The organism is Acinetobacter sp. YH01022 (assembly GCF_013420235.1).
Taxonomy (GTDB): Bacteria; Pseudomonadota; Gammaproteobacteria; order Pseudomonadales; family Moraxellaceae; genus Acinetobacter.
Genome location: NZ_VOYP01000017.1, coordinates 26,409 through 42,588, shown reverse-complemented (window position 1 = coordinate 42,588; position 16,180 = coordinate 26,409). Strand labels below are relative to the sequence as shown.

13 protein-coding genes are annotated in these 16,180 nt (G+C 45.0%); 5 read left to right on the top strand and 8 right to left on the bottom strand.

The genetic code is table 11. The features are described 5' to 3' along the window. Positions 1 to 69 precede the first annotated feature (69 nt). A complete protein-coding gene (locus FTT87_RS08045) occupies positions 70 to 702 on the bottom strand; it encodes a ComF family protein (protein WP_086195787.1) in 633 nt (210 codons plus the stop codon). A 134-nt stretch (positions 703 to 836) separates the two neighbouring features. Beyond that, entirely contained in the window at positions 837 to 2,882 is a 2,046-nt protein-coding gene (recG, locus tag FTT87_RS08040) for an ATP-dependent DNA helicase RecG (protein ID WP_180174659.1), read from the bottom strand. 35 nt (positions 2,883 to 2,917) lie between these two features. On the opposite strand from recG, the gene FTT87_RS08035 reads away from it, so the two are divergent. Continuing rightward, positions 2,918 to 3,724, top strand: a complete 807-nt coding sequence (locus tag FTT87_RS08035) for an NAD-dependent epimerase/dehydratase family protein (RefSeq protein WP_180174658.1) — start codon at positions 2,918 to 2,920, stop codon at positions 3,722 to 3,724. A 171-nt stretch (positions 3,725 to 3,895) separates the two neighbouring features. Here the strand turns inward: FTT87_RS08035 and plsB are convergent, their stop codons facing one another. Beyond that, positions 3,896 to 6,472 carry a glycerol-3-phosphate 1-O-acyltransferase PlsB gene (gene plsB / locus FTT87_RS08030; RefSeq protein WP_180174657.1) on the bottom strand — a complete coding sequence of 859 codons (2,577 nt, stop codon included), beginning with the start codon at positions 6,470 to 6,472 and terminating at the stop codon, positions 3,896 to 3,898. A gap of 295 nt (positions 6,473 to 6,767) precedes the next feature. On the opposite strand from plsB, the gene FTT87_RS08025 reads away from it, so the two are divergent. Both FTT87_RS08025 and FTT87_RS08020 read left to right on the top strand, forming a co-directional pair. Beyond that, a complete protein-coding gene (locus tag FTT87_RS08025) occupies positions 6,768 to 7,640 on the top strand; it encodes an acyl-CoA thioesterase II (protein ID WP_166168705.1) in 873 nt (290 codons plus the stop codon). 391 nt (positions 7,641 to 8,031) lie between these two features. After that, entirely contained in the window at positions 8,032 to 9,267 is a 1,236-nt protein-coding gene (locus tag FTT87_RS08020; protein WP_180174656.1) for a dicarboxylate/amino acid:cation symporter, read from the top strand. Here FTT87_RS08020 and FTT87_RS08015 read toward each other — a convergent pair. The 5 genes from FTT87_RS08015 to FTT87_RS07995 form a co-directional block, all read right to left on the bottom strand. Continuing rightward, positions 9,264 to 9,683 (bottom strand): VOC family protein, encoded by a 420-nt coding sequence (locus FTT87_RS08015; RefSeq protein WP_180174655.1) that lies wholly within the window; start codon positions 9,681 to 9,683, stop codon positions 9,264 to 9,266. The two genes, FTT87_RS08020 and FTT87_RS08015, sit on opposite strands and share 4 nt — an antisense overlap. A 342-nt stretch (positions 9,684 to 10,025) precedes the next feature. Continuing rightward, entirely contained in the window at positions 10,026 to 10,889 is an 864-nt protein-coding gene (gene yihA / locus FTT87_RS08010) for a ribosome biogenesis GTP-binding protein YihA/YsxC (protein ID WP_092820758.1), read from the bottom strand. 80 nt (positions 10,890 to 10,969) lie between these two features. Then, a complete protein-coding gene (locus FTT87_RS08005) occupies positions 10,970 to 11,413 on the bottom strand; it encodes an Rrf2 family transcriptional regulator (protein WP_180174654.1) in 444 nt (147 codons plus the stop codon). A gap of 88 nt (positions 11,414 to 11,501) precedes the next feature. Next, positions 11,502 to 12,710 (bottom strand): NO-inducible flavohemoprotein, encoded by a 1,209-nt coding sequence (hmpA, locus tag FTT87_RS08000; protein ID WP_092820762.1) that lies wholly within the window; start codon positions 12,708 to 12,710, stop codon positions 11,502 to 11,504. Between the two features lie 747 nt (positions 12,711 to 13,457). Then, positions 13,458 to 14,663 (bottom strand): PLP-dependent transferase, encoded by a 1,206-nt coding sequence (locus FTT87_RS07995; protein WP_180174653.1) that lies wholly within the window; start codon positions 14,661 to 14,663, stop codon positions 13,458 to 13,460. Positions 14,664 to 14,822: 159 nt separating this feature from the next. On the opposite strand from FTT87_RS07995, the gene FTT87_RS07990 reads away from it, so the two are divergent. Together FTT87_RS07990 and rpsJ are read left to right on the top strand one after the other, a co-directional pair. After that, on the top strand, positions 14,823 to 15,560 hold the full coding sequence (locus FTT87_RS07990) for a type 1 glutamine amidotransferase (RefSeq protein WP_180042108.1): 738 nt from the start codon (positions 14,823 to 14,825) through the stop codon (positions 15,558 to 15,560). A 270-nt stretch (positions 15,561 to 15,830) separates the two neighbouring features. Next, positions 15,831 to 16,142 carry a 30S ribosomal protein S10 gene (gene rpsJ / locus FTT87_RS07985; protein WP_000070912.1) on the top strand — a complete coding sequence of 104 codons (312 nt, stop codon included), beginning with the start codon at positions 15,831 to 15,833 and terminating at the stop codon, positions 16,140 to 16,142. Positions 16,143 to 16,180: the final 38 nt, after the last annotated feature.

Genomic DNA, 16,180 nt, shown 5'->3' with positions numbered 1-16,180 from the left:
TTTTCCCTCAAGGATGAGCCGACACTTCTCAAGGAGATAAGGGGGAAATCAGTATGTCCTTTCCAAAGATTAAATCTCTGCACTGGCAATACAGGCTGCATAAACTTTTTGACAGCCTAATGCTTCAAGTTTCTGTTTTAAAGCATGTAGCGAACTGCCAGTCGTGACTACATCATCCAGCATCAGCACTTTGCGGTAACGCACACGGGTCTTTGTGGTAATCACAAATTGCTGGTCAATTTGATCCAGCCGTTCGATCCGGCTCAAGCCTTTTTGCGAATGTTGGGCCAGTCGTGCAACCGGTTGCCAGACTGGAATATTCAGCTGTTTTGCCAGGAGTTTCGCAAGCACCAAAGACTGGTTATAACCACGTTCTGCCAAACGCTGATGGGAAATGGGCATCGGGACAATGGCTTGGATTTTGGGAAGTTTGAGACCGATAAGTGAGCCCACAAGCAGATTTTGAAAGTGCAGCTGTTGTTCATATTTGAATTTTTGAATGATGCGATCCATCGGATAGGCATAATGACAGGCCACCTGAATCTCCATTTCCTGTCGTCGGATGGTCTGTTTCAACCAGGGCAATTGTTGCCAGCAATCTGTACAGACTGAATGATGACGTTGCTGGTCTATGCCACAAAGTACACAGGGGAAAAGGCTCTGCATGGCTTTGTGCAGTAAGGGGTGAATCAATTGCAGCATGTTTTCTTCTTCTTTTTATTTAACTTTATTTTGCACAGTTTATTGGTGGTTTCAAGATCGGCAGCATCCATGCCACTTATACGATAATAAATAACCGACTCAGCCTGTTATTTTATAGGTGTCTTACATTATTTTTATACATAGGCATAGCGAGGGGCTTCAGGTAGCCAGCGTTTTAACAGGGCTTCTGCATTGTCTGGATAGTCTTTTAGGATTTGCTGCGCGACATAATGTGCCTGATTCAGCAAATGATCATCACGTTCTAACTTGGCGACCCGAAAGCCCATGTCACCGGTTTGCTTGGTGCCGAGCAATTCCCCCGGCCCGCGAATTTCCAGATCTTTTTCGGCAATGATAAAACCGTCATTGGTTTCACGCATAATCCGCAGCCGTTCCTGTCCATTTTGCGAAAGCGGATTTTTATATAGCAAGGCACAGAAACTGGCAGTCGCACCACGACCGACCCGACCGCGTAACTGATGCAGCTGTGAAAGTCCCAGACGTTCAGCATTTTCAATCACCATGATGGATGCATTTGGAACATCCACGCCAACCTCAATGACCGTAGTAGCAATCAAAAGTTGCAACTGATTGTCTTTAAACTGCTGCATTACGGATTGTTTTTCATCGGCTTTCATTTTGCCATGCACCAGACCAATGTTGAGCTGCGGAAAGCGTTCCTTAATTTCCTGATAAGTCGCTTCAGCAGCCTGTGCATCCAGCGTTTCCGACTGTTCTACCAACGTGCAGACCCAATAGGCCTGTTTGCCTTCAGCACAGTTTGTAGCAATACGCTGTAGCACTTCTTCACGGCGGTCCAAAGGAATGGTGACGGTCTGAATTGGGGTGCGGCCCGGTGGCAGTTCGTCAATCACCGAAGTATCCAGATCACCATAAGCAGACATGGCGAGCGTGCGTGGAATAGGGGTAGCAGTCATGACCAGTTGATGTGGGGTCATGTTATTGGCACCTTTATTGCGTAGTGCCAGTCGCTGATCGACCCCAAAGCGATGCTGCTCATCAATAATCACCAGACCGAGTTTGGCAAATTGGACATTTTCCTGAAACAGGGCATGAGTACCTACCACCAGATTGGCCATGCCTTGTTTAATGGTTTGCTCAGCTGCTGCACGAGCTTTACCTTTCTGTTTGCCTGAAAGCCAGGATACATTCAGACCTAAAGGCTCAAACCATTTTTTAAAGTTCAGATAATGCTGTTCCGCCAGGATTTCCGTTGGTGCCATCAGTGCCACTTGCCAGCCTTCTTCCAGCGCATGACAGGCAGCAACGCCAGCCACCAGTGTTTTACCAGCACCGACATCGCCCTGAACCAGACGCAGCATCGGCTTGTTCTGTTTTAAGTCCTGCATAATTTCTTTGGAGACCCGTTTTTGTGCACCGGTCATTTCAAAAGGCAAGCCAGCCAATAACTGCTTGGCAAAATTTTTACTTGGGCTAAAAGAGGGGGCGGCAATCTGCTGGATATAGGCACGCCGTGAGAGCAGACTGATCTGATGGGCCACCAGCTCTTCAAAAATCAGCCGCTGCTGGGCCGGATGAGAACCTTGCGCCAGCTGTAGCATATTGGCATTCAGTGGCGGTTCATGAATATATTGCAGTGCCTGTTTTAGCGCATAACCATTGGTGAATTTTTCTGGCAATAATTCAGGCAGCTCATCACTATGCTGTTTTAGTGCCTGTTTAACATATTCACGCAGCTTGGGCTGAGTTAAGCCTTCTGTTGCTGGATAAATGGCAGTAAGCTGGGTTTTCGGTAGGGGGGTATGTTCGGTAATCAGTTGAATTTCAGGATGATACAGTTCCAGACCACGTGCACCGACACGAACTTCACCAAAAATGCGCAAGCGGTTGCCGACTTTAGCTCGATCGGTCAGGGCTTTATAGACATGGTAAAAACGCAAGGTGACTTTGCCAAAATCATCCTGGAGCTGTATGGCCATGGATTTACGCTTACCTGGTGGAAAATCAACCCCTTTCACAATACCTTCCAGCAAATAGCTACGCCCCACGGATAATTGGTTCATGGAGATGATCGTGCTACGATCTTCATAATCACGCGGTAGATGAAACAGCAAATCATCTGTCGTAAAAATATTCAGTTTTTCCAGTAGTGCAGCAGAGGCAGTTCCTACCCCTTGCAATTGATGGACTGCAGCCATGTCCCCTCAACTTGAGTTAAATCATCAGGTGCTTAATGCATATATTATTTATAGGTTATGGTCAAACCTCTACCCGGGTTGCCAAACAATTATTTCAGCAAGGGCACCAAATTACCACAATCAGCCAAAGTCCGAAAACCGATCACTATGCGACTCATCTAATTCAGGATGTGCATCAGCTAGATTTGACTTATCTTGAACCTGTGGATTGGGTCTATATTTTATTGTCACCGTCACAAAGTACTGTGGAAGGCTATCAACAGACTTATGTCGATTCGGTTGCTCCGATTGTTCAAGCCTTAAAGTCCCATCCAGTACAAAAAATTGTGGTGGTGTCGTCAACTCGGGTTTATGGTGAAAATACGGGCGAGCGTATTGATGATGAATCTGTTATTCAACCTGTAGATGAGCAGGGGCGATTACTCTGGAAAATGGAGCAACTCTATCAACAGGCATTCGCTGAACGCTGTGTGGTGATCCGTCCTACAGGAATTTACGGCACGTCCGTGGCGAGGATGATCAAGCTGGCTGCAACGACCCAAAGCTATCCTCAAATTCACTGGTCTAACCGGATTCATATTGATGATTTGGCCCAGTTTTTAGTGCAGTTGATTCACGTGGAACATCCAGAAACGTCCTATATTGTCACCAATAACCAGCCTCTACCTTTACACGAAGTGATTCAGTGGTTTCAGCGGCAACTCAATTTGCCTGAACTGGTTGTAGCAAGTCCGAAGGAAACAGGTAAACGGATTTTTGCTACACGGATGAGGGAAAGTGGATTTCAGCTAGAGCATGAGGATTGTTTTAGTGATTATGCGGAATTATTAAAGACGGAGTGAATGTCACCTTGGTATTTGAAGTCCCTCCTCCCTATGGGAGGAGGTTAGGAGGAGGGTTCTTTAATTAACCTCTCCCTAGCCCTCACTTGCGCTTTATAATAGCTCAAGTAGAGTATTTAACAGACCTCTCCCTAGCCCTCTCCTAAAAGGAGAGGGAACGGAGAAGGAAGATTATTTCTTCTTGCGTTTTAAACGGCGTTTCGCCTGTTGCGCTGCAACGGCATCCAAAGCTTCTTTTAACTCTTCATCGCTGAAGGCGGTAATGTGCTGAAGCATCTGCAAGGTCACATCATCCAGTACCAGATTGGCGTACTGTGCAACGTTCTGGAAGTTCTCGTCAAACACAATGGCGTTATCTTCATTGTTACGGATATAGCCCTGCTGAGTCAGCACTTTAATGAAACTCTGGAACAGCGATTTATCAAAGAACTCCGGTGAGTTGAATTCATACAATACCGACAGACGTTGACCAACCAGATGACTGAGCTCTTCCACCTGACGGGTAGAGATGTTGCCTGAACCACGCTGGGTGATTAAAGTCAGGGTCATGTAGTAACGCTCCAGACTTTGCATCACAGGGGCAGCAAGCACTACCAGCTGATTGTGATCTTCTGAATTTGGTGCAGGGGAAAGCAGGTTGCCCTCGCTATCTTCAGAAATCAGTTTGGCCTGAATCAGCGCTTCTGCATAAGCACAGATCTGATCTTTCAGCTCTTCATCTTTCCATTTTAGGAACAATTCCGCTTTCAGGAATGGATAAAGGGTGCGAATGACATTGATCAAATCACCACGGCGAATCGAACCATTATGTTCTACCAGTGCAGCAATCAGTGACGGCAACACGAAGGCATGCAGAATGTTGTTACGGAAATAAGTCAGCAATACTGCCTGATTGTCTTCAATGGCAATGATATCACCCAGGACATGCTTCACACGTTTAATCAGTTTCAGTTTCAAACCGTAGGCAATAATTTCCTTGCCTGAAAGCGGTGTTACCTGAGTACGTGCATCATAAGGTAATGCAGTCAATAGCTTACGGTAGGCATCCAGTTGCTTGATGCAGATTTCTTCATCCAGCGTATGCTTAGGCGTAGCTAAAAGAATCAGTGAAAGCAGCGATACCGGATTGATCACCACAGCACGGTTAATGTTTTCCAGAATCGCATGCGCAGCACTGTTTACTGTATCAGACACTTCTTGCGGAATCGGATCATCATTCTTGGCAATTTTAATATTTTCCGCACCATGCTGTTTCAGCATGTCATCAAGGAATACCGGCTCACCAAAATTCACATGCACTTGGCCAAAGATACGTTCGATTTTGCGCAGGGTTTTTACAATCCCCATGATCGACTCGGATTCTTTGTCTTTACCGTTCATTTCGCCGACATAGGTGGCACCTTCCATCAGGCGTTCGTAGCCAATATAGGTCGGTACAAACACGATCGGTTTGGAACGGCCACGCAAATGCCCGTGAACCGTCATGGCCAGCATACCGGTTTTTGCTGGCAGCAAACGTCCCGTGCGTGAACGACCGCCTTCAATAAAGTATTCCAGTGGGGTGTTACGGGAAAGAATGTTGAATAGATATTCTTTAAATACTGTGGTGTACAGACCATTACCACGGAAAGTACGGCGAATAAAGAAGGCACCGCCACCACGCAATAATTGTCCGACAAAAGGCATGTTCAAGTTATCGCCGGCAGCAATGTACGGCACCATCATGCCACGTTTATAAATCACATAAGACAGTAATAAATAGTCAATATGACTGCGGTGACAAGGGGTATAAATAATCTCGTAGTCTTTGGCCAGTTCCCGCACAGTACTGAAATTATGCACTTCTACGCCATCATAGAGCTGGGTCCATAAACGGGTCAGCGCCATATCGGCAAAACGCACGGCTGAATGCGAATAGTCCGATACAATCTCGTTTAAATAGCCAATGGCACGGCGTTCAGCCTCAATCATGCTGATTTTGCCACGGATGCTTTCCCGGCGGATGGCATCCTGAACATCCGTAGATTTGATCAGTGAATGCATCACGTTACGGCGGTCGGATAGATCCGGACCGAGCACGACTTCACGCTGACCGTCCAGATAGTTGTTCAGTTTATTCAGAATATACGTTGCAGGTGAAAGGTTTGGATGGGTCTGTTTGGCAAATTCGATCAGCTGGCGTAAAGACTGGCCCTGATGGAATTCCAGATAGGATTGACGACCATGCAGACCAATATTCACCAACTGTTTTACGGTACCTGGCGTTGCCCATGTATCGGTAAACAGCAGTTTCAGCCAGGAGTCTTCTTTGTCTGGTGAACGTCCCCATAATACGGTGACCGGAATCAGTTCAATATCCACCTGAGGATGATGTTCCAGAATCTCGATCAAGCGCAATAAGCGTGGCGGAAAGGCATGCGGCGGAGAATTGAGTAAATTGTTTTCATCATGGTGCTGCAGGAACAGTATCGATGCTTTTTCCTTATGATCGCCCACCACCAGCGGATCTAATGCCGGTGATAGTTTTAGCCGGCGGGTTTCGCCATCGACAATCAGGGCATTACTGCGCGAATAATTTTGTAATACATAGCACACCACTTTTTGTTGAACGGGTTGCTCTGTCTGGGAATTTACTTCTGTAGTTGTCGGTTCAGTAGGAACCTCACCAAGAACATGTGGGGTTACCACCAGGTCAAGCAGCTTACTGGAAAGCTGACGATAGATTTGACCAAAGCCACTCTTGGACATACATACTCCTACTTAAATGACCGAAACCACAGATTTTCTGAGGGGGAAACAGTTTTGCATCATTGTAATTTAAAACAATATGTCATTTTCTGACAAAATGCATTTCGAGTGTTAAATTTTATCGTTAAAAATCGTATTTTTAGCGAATATTCAGCACAAATCGCGTGACAGGCCAGTCAGTCGAACTTTTAGGGCTTTCTTTGGGATTTGTGGCAAAATAGCAATTATAGCTTAGCTGATTGATTGAAATTTTTCGCCTAGATTTTAGGTATCCCACATTAAAAACAGGTTGCTTATGAACGCCTTAACCCAAGAACTGGTTGAATTACTGAGCCTTGAAAAAATTGAAGAAAATATTTACCGGGGACAAAGCCGTAATCTGGTCGGTAAGCGGGTCTTTGGTGGGCAGGTGTTGGGGCAGGCCTTACGTGCGGCATCCTATACTGCAGATCGTCCGGCACATTCATTACATGCCTATTTTTTATATGGTGGAGATGTCAACGCACCGATTATTTATGAAGTAGACCGTTTGCGTGATGGCAAGAGTTTTGTCAGTCGTCAGGTGCGTGCCATTCAGCATGGGCGGACGATTTTTACCGCCATGATTTCATTTGCCAATCCCGAAGAAGGCCTGAATTATCAAATCTCCGAGCCGGAATATCCTGCGGTTGAAGACCTGAAAAGTGAAGCAGAGCTCAAAGCACAGCTGGTCGAATTTGTGCCAGAAAATGTGCGTGCCAGTTTTATGCGTGACCGTCATGTGGAAATTCGTCCAGTCAATCCACAAAATCCGTTCCAGCCACAGCCTGAAGCCCCATCATACGCTCACTATATCCGCACCCATGGTCAGATTGCCCAGAAGCTTGATGAAATTTCATTGCATCAGGCTATTGCGGCTTTCTACTCGGACTTTACCTTAATGACGACGGCTTTACGTCCACATGGTCTGAGTTATATTTCCCCAAGTCTGCAATGTGCCAGCATTGACCATGCCATGTATTTCCATAAGCCATTCCGTGTTGATGAGTGGATGCTCTATGATATGGAGGCCACCATTAGTGCCAGTTCGCGCGGACTGAATTTTGGCCGTATGTGGCAAAATGGCGAGCTGGTGTGCAGCACCACTCAGGAAGGTCTGATCCGCTTGCGTGAAATTGAAACCCAATAAGGCTCAAAATGTCATAAAAAAACCGGAGCTGCTGTCCGGTTTTTTTATGCTTGTCTTGGTCATTGTGATTTAGTGGCAGCGAGGGATATCCTCGGAGATGTCTTTATGGCAGCCATGGTTTGGATGGGCAAATGCCAAGGGAATATGCAGAAGTAGCGCGGTCATAAGCATGATTTTTTTCATATCGATTCTCTTTTAATTATTGGTTGAATGCGTATTTATTCATAAGCAGATTTTATGCCATCAGTTTAACGAAGTGTTGATGATTCAGACCAAGTGAGCCGCTGGCTTTTATTCATTTATGCTGAGCTTGTGACAAAAAATTCCTCGATTCTAAAAATAGGCCATGGCATAGTGCCTGACAGGACTTAATGATAAAAAGCATGTCGTGATGAGCTTAAATACACAAATATTGATTGCTGTGATTTTAGGGGTGGCATTCGGGTTTCTGTTAAACCTGTTTCCAAATACCCAGTTTTTCAATATCAGTCTCTATGGTTTGGGTCTGGCCAGCAGTATTTTTATTGGTTTATTAAAAATGCTGCTGATTCCGCTGATTTTCAGTTCGATTGTGGTCGGCGTTTCGAATTTGCAGGCCGGTGGACAGTTGGGCCGAGTCTGGAAAATCACTCTACTGTGCTGTGTCACCACCACCACCTTCGCACTCATTTTAGGCTTAAGCTGTGCCCATTTGTTTAATGTGGGCAAGGGTGTGGATATCGTGATGTTTCAGGATGCCATGAACAGTCATCAAACGCCTGATACCTTAACGCCATCGTCCTTTTTTACCAATTTCATTCAAAATACTTTAATTAACCCCTTTAAAGCCTTTGCCGAAGGCAATGTGCTGGCGGTAGTAGTATTTGCGCTGTTTATTGGGGTGGCGCTGGTTAAAGGCGGAGAGAATTTCCGCAGTGTACGCAAGTTAAGCCTGCAATTTTTTGACATCATGATGCTGATGATTAGCTGGGTGATGAAGCTGGCACCGCTCGGTATTTTTGCCTTACTGGCAAAACTGATTTCAACCGAAGATGTTTCTGTATTAAGCCGTCTGGCCGAGTTCGCTGCCGTGGTGACAGGAACCACCATTTTCCATGGTGCAGTAGTATTGCCTTTGTTGCTCTGGATTTTTGGCAAGATGAGTCCGATCACTTTCTTTAAAGGGACACGGGCTGCGCTGATTACCGCATTTGCCACCAGTTCCAGTTCGGCTACCATGCCACTGTCGATGAAATGCGCGCAGGAAAATTTAAAGGTACGTCCACAAACCGCAGGCTTTGTCATTCCTTTGGGCACTCAGCTGAACATGGATGGCACGGCGCTGTATGAAGCTGCAGCAGCACTTTTTATTGCCAACCTGATGGGGCTGGACTTAAGTTTGGGTCAGCAACTGGTGGTCTGTGCAACCGCCATGATTGCCTCGCTGGGTGCACCCGGTATTCCAAGTGCCGGTATGGTGACCATGATTATGGTGCTGCAATCAGTCGGTTTACCGGCAGAAGCCATTGCCATCTTACTGCCGATCGACCGTTTGCTGGATACCGTGCGTACCGTGGTCAATGTTCAGGGCGACATGATGATCAGTGTAGTGGTCGATCGTTATAGCCGTGAAGCGCAAGTTGATTAGTCTAGCTCCAAGCTGGGATTAAATACAATTTCCCAGACATGACCATCGGGATCTTGGAAATAACCCGCATAGCCGCCGTAAAAGGTAGCTTGTGCGGGTCTAATGATTCTGGCACCGGCATGTGCTGCTTGAGCCATGACCTGATCGACTTCCAGTGGGCTATAGACATTTTGCCCCAAGGTCATTTGAGTGGCGCACATCGGCGTCAGTTCCAGTCCGGTATCCTGTTGAATGCTGCTTTGCGGCCATAAAGCGAGTTTCAGGCCTGACTGTAGTTCAATAAAGGCCACCGGACCATATTCAAATTCCTGACCCGTGATTCCTTCACAGTGTAGGCCCAAACCTTCACGATAAAACTGTAATGATTTTTCCAGATCGCGTACCCCAAGAGTAATGACTGAAATCCGTGCTTGCATAGGGTTGTCCTTATTGTTGTTTTCCTGGACTTTTATCTTAGAACAAATCAAAAGCAGGACATAAAGCCCGACTGTGTGGAAATTGTATACAGAAATTTTAGTGTTATATGGATGATAAAAAGGACTAGGTCACTTTGGGCAGATAAATAGGATTGCTCATGAATCAGCTGAGTTTGATGTTCCTTAAACGGGAGAGAAGTTTCATCATACTGTCCTTATTATTTTACTGTGCAGTACTGTACTTGAGCTTAAGGTCAGTGTGAAAAAAATGTCCCGCATTGTGATGAGCAATACAGGACACTGGAATATTAATGGATGAGGATTTTTGTCAGACAGACCCGATCAATCCGCTTGTCGGCTTGCATCGGTGGCATCTTCTGCAATTTCGGTTTCGCACTCTTCCTCTGCAACATCTAAAGATTCGAGTGGTTCATCCAGATCACCAAGGCTCGCTTCAGGAATGCTGTCCAGATCAAATTGTGTGGATTGCTCAAGGGTGAAGTTCAATCGGCCACCCATGACACTGGCCAGCTCTTCCAGGCCTTGCTTGTTAAGTGACGAGAACAACTGAATGGAGAAATCCAGCTTCATCTTTTTCAATGCCGCTTTCACTTCCTGCAAGGCTTTCGATGCCGGTCCACGATTCAGTTTGTCTGATTTGGTCAGCAATACATGTACGAACAATTTACGTGAATAGGCCCATTCCAGCATCATCACGTCAAAATGTTGTAGTGGATGGCGAATATCCATCAGCAATACCAAGCCCTGCAGGCTTTTACGGTGAATCAGGTAATTTTCCAGTTCTTTTTGCCAGACAATTTTCATCGCTTCCGGTACGGCTGCATAACCATAACCTGGCAAATCGACCAGACGCTGTTCTGGATTACCCAGGCTGAAAAAGTTGATCATTTGGGTACGGCCTGGCTTTTTAGAGGCACGTGCCAGCTGCTTCTGGTTGGTTAAGGCATTAATGGCGCTAGATTTACCGGCATTGGAACGTCCGGCAAAAGCAACTTCATAACCGGTGTCTTCAACACACAGGCTCAGCTTTGGCGCACTCATCAAGAATTCGGCTTTACGCAACCAGTTCAACGCGCGAACAGAGTACTCAGTAATGGCAGGATCAACTTTTTTCTCATAGCTGATCTTTTGCTTGGGCGCATGGGCTGTCTTACTGTTTTTGGATTTTCCTCTGCTGTGATGCATAACTCAACTTCAATAAATGATCTACAAGCGAACATTATAAAGGAAGTCGTTCGGTCAAGCGAACTTTGCAAGCGCAGGAATTAAAGATTGATCAGCTGGATCGGGGATTGGGTGGTGTACTTGGCCGCAGGAGAGTTATTTAAAACCTGAGCCAGGGTGTATTGATCCAGACTAAGATAAAACTGTTCCAGTGCCAGATCAAGAATGCCTTTTAGACCGCATTGAGGACGCAGTACGCAAGGAGGGGTATTGCATTCGACAATCTGGTTTTCACCTTGCAGGATCCGCACGATTTGACCGAGGGGCATTTCAAGCGCTTCGGGGTTGAGCGCAATACCGCCACCTTTGCCACGTGTAGTAATCAGCCAGTTCTGTTTGCCCATAAAGTGCACAATTTTCACCAAATGGTTTTTGGACACATGCAGGTCCTGAGCAATTTCTGCAATGGTATAAGGCATATCTCGCGGTTGGGCGATATAGATTAAAATACGCAAGGCATAGTCAGTGAATTTATTCAGTTGCATGATAATACTGATGTTTTTAAGTAAAAAATTAGGGTTAGTCTAGCATAACCAGACTAACCCTCTCTTTATTTTATGCTGACCCAGCGGGTTAGTGCTTCACGCCACCTGTGCCAAACGCTTCACTGTGAATATTTTCAGCAGGAATGCCGCGAGCAACCAGCGCCTTTTGCTGTTCAGCCATAAATGGCATTGGGCCGCAGAGATAGTAGTCGGCATTGACAGGTAACAATGCGCTATCCATGCTGCTTAAGTCCAAGCGACCGGCAACATCATAATCTTCACCTAATTTATCGCCTGGATGCGGGAATTCATAAGCGGTAAATGTGCTGAGGCGTGGATATTTTGCTTTTAAGTCCTGAATGTGTTGATGCATTGCATGCACTTGTTTGCTACGGCAGGCATGGATGAATGTCACCGGTTGTGGCATATCCAGCGTCACTAGCTGATTCAGCATGGCAATCATTGGAGTCAGGCCTACACCGCCACTGATAAACACATTACGCTTATTTGGGTCAATCAGGTAAAAGTTACCTGTTGGTGCAGAAACTTCAATTTCTGAACCTTCTGGCAGGCTATGTAAAGTATTCGATACCCAACCTGGAACCATGTCGCCTTTTTGGTCTTCACGTTTTACCGAGATACGTAAATAGTCCGCTTGTGGGCTAGTTGAAAGCGTATATTGACGAGGTTGTTTCAAGCCAAGTTCTTCAACGAAAACACGTACTGAAATATATTGGCCCGCTTCGTATTTCGGCAATGCACCGCCATCGACAGGTTGCAGATAGAAAGACGTGATTTCATCGCTTTCAACTACTTTTTTGGCAATTTTAAAATTGCGCCAGCCTAACCAGCTGCCTTTGGTTTGTTGATGCTGATCGTAAATGGCTTTTTCGGTGCTGATGAACAGGTCTGCCAGTTGACCATAGGCTGCTGCCCAGGCACCAATCAGTGGATCGTCCATTGAAATGCTTAACACTTCACTGATTGAATGGAGCAGGTTTTCACCAACAATATTATAGTCAGGTGCTTGAATGTTCAGGCTAACGTGTTTATGCGCGATTAACTCAACAACAGGCAACAACACAGAAGGATCTTCAATATTTTCAGCATAAGCCAATACTGCGCCTGCCAAGGCTTGCGCCTGTGCACCACTGCGCTGATGCCCCATATTAAAAGTTTCTTTTAGATCTGGATTATTGCCCAGCATGCGGTTATAAAAATAACCAGTTAATGCTACGCCATTTTCACGGAGTACAGGAACAGTGGCTTTTACTAGGTCGATTTGCTGCGGAGTCATGTTTGATCTCTCATGGCTGTTATTTATAAGATGTATTCAAAATACATGTTATAAAATCTTTTTACAACACCTATTTTTGGTTAAACCATAAAAAAATTATGGAATATAAGAATATCCGATGGTTTGATTGCTTTTGATTTGTAAACCAGATTATTTTCTGCCATTAGTGAATCTTCTAAATAGCGGACTGTTTTGCTTGGTCGAGCCTTCTAAGCTGCTTGTAGCACGGGCGGCAAAAGTACTGGCAGTATCTTGAATCAGCTTTTTATGCTGTTAGGCGGCACGTTCAGCATGTTTTTTCTGCTCTAGTGTTAGGTGCCGTTGGCGCAGCTGTTGTGTGGACAGAACTTCTGCTTCGCTGGGTTACTGTTTTCTAAAGCGGTTTTTCTTTTTTGTTTGATGCACTTGCTGCTACTTGGTTTTGTAACTTTTCAATAGACATTCAAAATCCAGACTTTAGTTTATCCATGCTGGTAATTACGCTATGGCTGATCAGTAGGTTAGGTTTTTCCGGCTGCATTGAGTTAATTGGATTGAAGGAAGAGTAGGCGGGTATTCGGCCGCAGCCAAAAAATACCAGCCTCCCCATAGTTGAATTTTTCTGTCAAAACACGAGAATCATCTTTTTACCAGTTCCGACTACCCCGGCAATCAAACCGTGGTGCCGGGAAAAATTGTGAATGTAAAACAATTTTTGGGTGTGTACTGGTAGCATTTTCCTGACACTGATAATAGATAGGTCCTTTTTTATTCTTTAATTTTTTGCTGGTTTAACTGCTGTAATGCCTGTTTGATATCCTGGATTAAATCTTGAGAATGTTCGAGTCCGATACAAAAACGGACTAAAAGTCCTTCTTTTAAGTGGGAATGTTCCAGTACGCGCATATCTTTTAAATTATACAGCATGACCAGACTGACTGGTCCGCCCCAGCTAAAGCCCAGTTTAAACAGTTCCAGTGCATCGCAGAAGCGACGGATATCTTCCAGAGTATATTCGGGCTTAAAAATCACACTGACCAGACCGGCACTGTATTCTTCCCTGCAAATTTCTTTCCAGTATTGATGTCCTGCTGATTCAGTATCGGCAGGATGTAGCACTTGGACAAATTCTGATTGCTGTTTGAGCCAGTCCAGCAGTGTTAGACAGCTTTCAGACTGGTGTTGATAGCGCACCTGCATTGAAGCCAGACTACGTTGTACCTGTGCAGCATCATCGCCCGACACACTAATCCCCTGAATGGCATGCATCCGGAATAATTGATGATGCAGTTTCTGGTCACGGGTCACTACTGAACCCATCAAGATATCACCGCCACCACTTGGATATTTGGTCAATGCATGTACAGTCACATCTACACTTAAATGCTCATCGCCAAAATTGAAGGCATTAAAAGCCAGCCCTGCACCCCAGGTATTGTCAAGTGCTGTCAGTATGTTATGCGCTTTGGCTTTTTTCACCAGATTGATCAGGTCGGGAAATTCCAGGGTCACGGAACCTGCTGCTTCTAACCAGATGAGTTTGGCTTTATCGGTAGGCTGGAAAGTCTCTGCATCAATCGGGTTATACACTTTAATGCTAATACCATAACGCGTTTGCAGGTTATGCAGGTGTTCCATATTTGGACCATAAATGTTGTCTGCCACCCAGACTTCATCCCCCTGGGCAAGAAAACATGAATTCACTAAATTAATAGCCGACAAGCCACTTGGTGCCAGCAGACAATATTTTCCGCCTTCGATCTGGGCAATGTTGTCGCCTAAAGTAAAGGTTGTAGGCGTGCCGTGGGTGCCATAACTATAATCATAATCATCGCTCCAGTGGCGATTAAACAGTGCATCGGTGTTGTCAAAAATAATCGTCGATGCACGAAACACGGGAGGTTGAACGGTAGAAATATATTGTGGGGCTTTTCGTGGTGCGTGAATGAGTGCTGTTTGTGAGTTTTTTTTCAAGGTGATGCTCTAAGTCGTACCAAAATTAGTCTTAGCTTAAGAGAAACACGCGGATTAGGCTATATAAATGCCGAAATGTATAGAAACCTTAATTTACGCCTAAAGTTGGCTTCATTCTTGCTAAAACTATGGCAGAGCTAAAACAATAGGCGGAGGCGCATGAAGTCGCATTTAAGAGTACATTATTTTCAGCATATTGCTGGTGAAGGGTTCGGCAGTTGTTATCAATTCTTAAAACAGCATCACGCTAAAATTACCGCAACGGAATTTTTTGCCTTACCTGTAGATCGACCACTTGATATCGAGGCTTTGCCGCAAGTGGAAGATGTAGATTTGCTCATTATTATGGGAGGGGCAATGAGTGTTAATGATGAAGCAAATTATCCCTGGTTAAAAGTAGAAAAGCGCTGGATCAGGCGTTATTTATCTATGGGTAAGCCGGCCATTGGTTTGTGTCTGGGCGGGCAATTGATTGCCAATGCTTTGGGGGCGGCAGTCAGGCGCAATGAACAGCAGGAGTTAGGTTTGACAGAGGTACGTAGGGTGAAGCATGTGTCTGAAGAGTGTTTTGAGTTGCCAGAACAGTTTAAGGTCATGCAATGGCACAGTGAAACCTTTGAAATCCCGAAAGGCGCTATTCATCTGGCGGAAAATGATGCCTGCCGCAATCAAATGTATCAAATTGGAAAAAATGTCTTGGGATTTCAATTTCATCCTGAAATAACCCCAGAGGTACTGCAACTGTTTTTAGAAAATGATGAAGAGTTAGAGAGCTTTTCCGGTCAATATGTGCAAACGGAACGTCAATTAAAAAGTATGTCTAAAAGTGACTTTATTAAAGGAAATCAAATACTAAACCAAGCGATAGAGTACGTTTTACAAAAAACTGCATGCTGAGTTATTTTTAAACAAAACACTAAAAGGATAAACAGAAAAAAAGAGGAAAAAGTTAAAAATGGATTTGCTTAAGCGTTAAACAATCGCTATAATGGGCGACCCTTTGATGAAAGGGGGTTGGCTACGAATAAAGTAGTTAACATCGTGACAGTCGTGGCATCGATCATGACCTTAGTGATAATTCACTGCTCTTGACACTTGCCCACATAAAGTGGGGTGAGATGCGTCAAGAGTGATTCTTTATATATATTTGGCTTGGAGTTAACTGGTATGTCTAACCAGAGAATTCGTATCCGTCTTAAGTCTTTTGATCACCGTTTAATTGATCAATCAGCTCAAGAGATCGTAGAAACAGCAAAACGTACTGGCGCACAAGTGTGTGGTCCAATCCCGATGCCTACTCGCATCGAACGTTTCAACGTTTTAACATCACCACACGTTAACAAAGATGCGCGTGACCAATACGAGATCCGCACTTACAAACGTTTGATCGACATCGTTCAACCTACAGATAAAACTGTTGATGCATTGATGAAGTTGGATCTTGCAGCTGGTGTTGATGTTCAGATCGCTTTGGGTTAAGGCTTTCGGTTAATTAACGCTCTAAGTTAATTAGGCCG

Bases quoted from the DNA above. Each gene is read 5' to 3' on its own strand.
- FTT87_RS08045 (WP_086195787.1), bottom strand. From the start codon at position 702: ATGCTGCAATTGATTCACCCCTTACTGCACAAAGCCATGCAGAGCCTT.
- recG (WP_180174659.1), bottom strand. From the start codon at position 2,882: ATGGCTGCAGTCCATCAATTGCAAGGGGTAGGAACTGCCTCTGCTGCA.
- FTT87_RS08035 (WP_180174658.1), top strand. From the start codon at position 2,918: ATGCATATATTATTTATAGGTTATGGTCAAACCTCTACCCGGGTTGCC.
- plsB (WP_180174657.1), bottom strand. From the start codon at position 6,472: ATGTCCAAGAGTGGCTTTGGTCAAATCTATCGTCAGCTTTCCAGTAAG.
- FTT87_RS08025 (WP_166168705.1), top strand. From the start codon at position 6,768: ATGAACGCCTTAACCCAAGAACTGGTTGAATTACTGAGCCTTGAAAAA.
- FTT87_RS08020 (WP_180174656.1), top strand. From the start codon at position 8,032: ATGAGCTTAAATACACAAATATTGATTGCTGTGATTTTAGGGGTGGCA.
- FTT87_RS08015 (WP_180174655.1), bottom strand. From the start codon at position 9,683: ATGCAAGCACGGATTTCAGTCATTACTCTTGGGGTACGCGATCTGGAA.
- yihA (WP_092820758.1), bottom strand. From the start codon at position 10,889: ATGCATCACAGCAGAGGAAAATCCAAAAACAGTAAGACAGCCCATGCG.
- FTT87_RS08005 (WP_180174654.1), bottom strand. From the start codon at position 11,413: ATGCAACTGAATAAATTCACTGACTATGCCTTGCGTATTTTAATCTAT.
- hmpA (WP_092820762.1), bottom strand. From the start codon at position 12,710: ATGACTCCGCAGCAAATCGACCTAGTAAAAGCCACTGTTCCTGTACTC.
- FTT87_RS07990 (WP_180042108.1), top strand. From the start codon at position 14,823: ATGAAGTCGCATTTAAGAGTACATTATTTTCAGCATATTGCTGGTGAA.
- rpsJ (WP_000070912.1), top strand. From the start codon at position 15,831: ATGTCTAACCAGAGAATTCGTATCCGTCTTAAGTCTTTTGATCACCGT.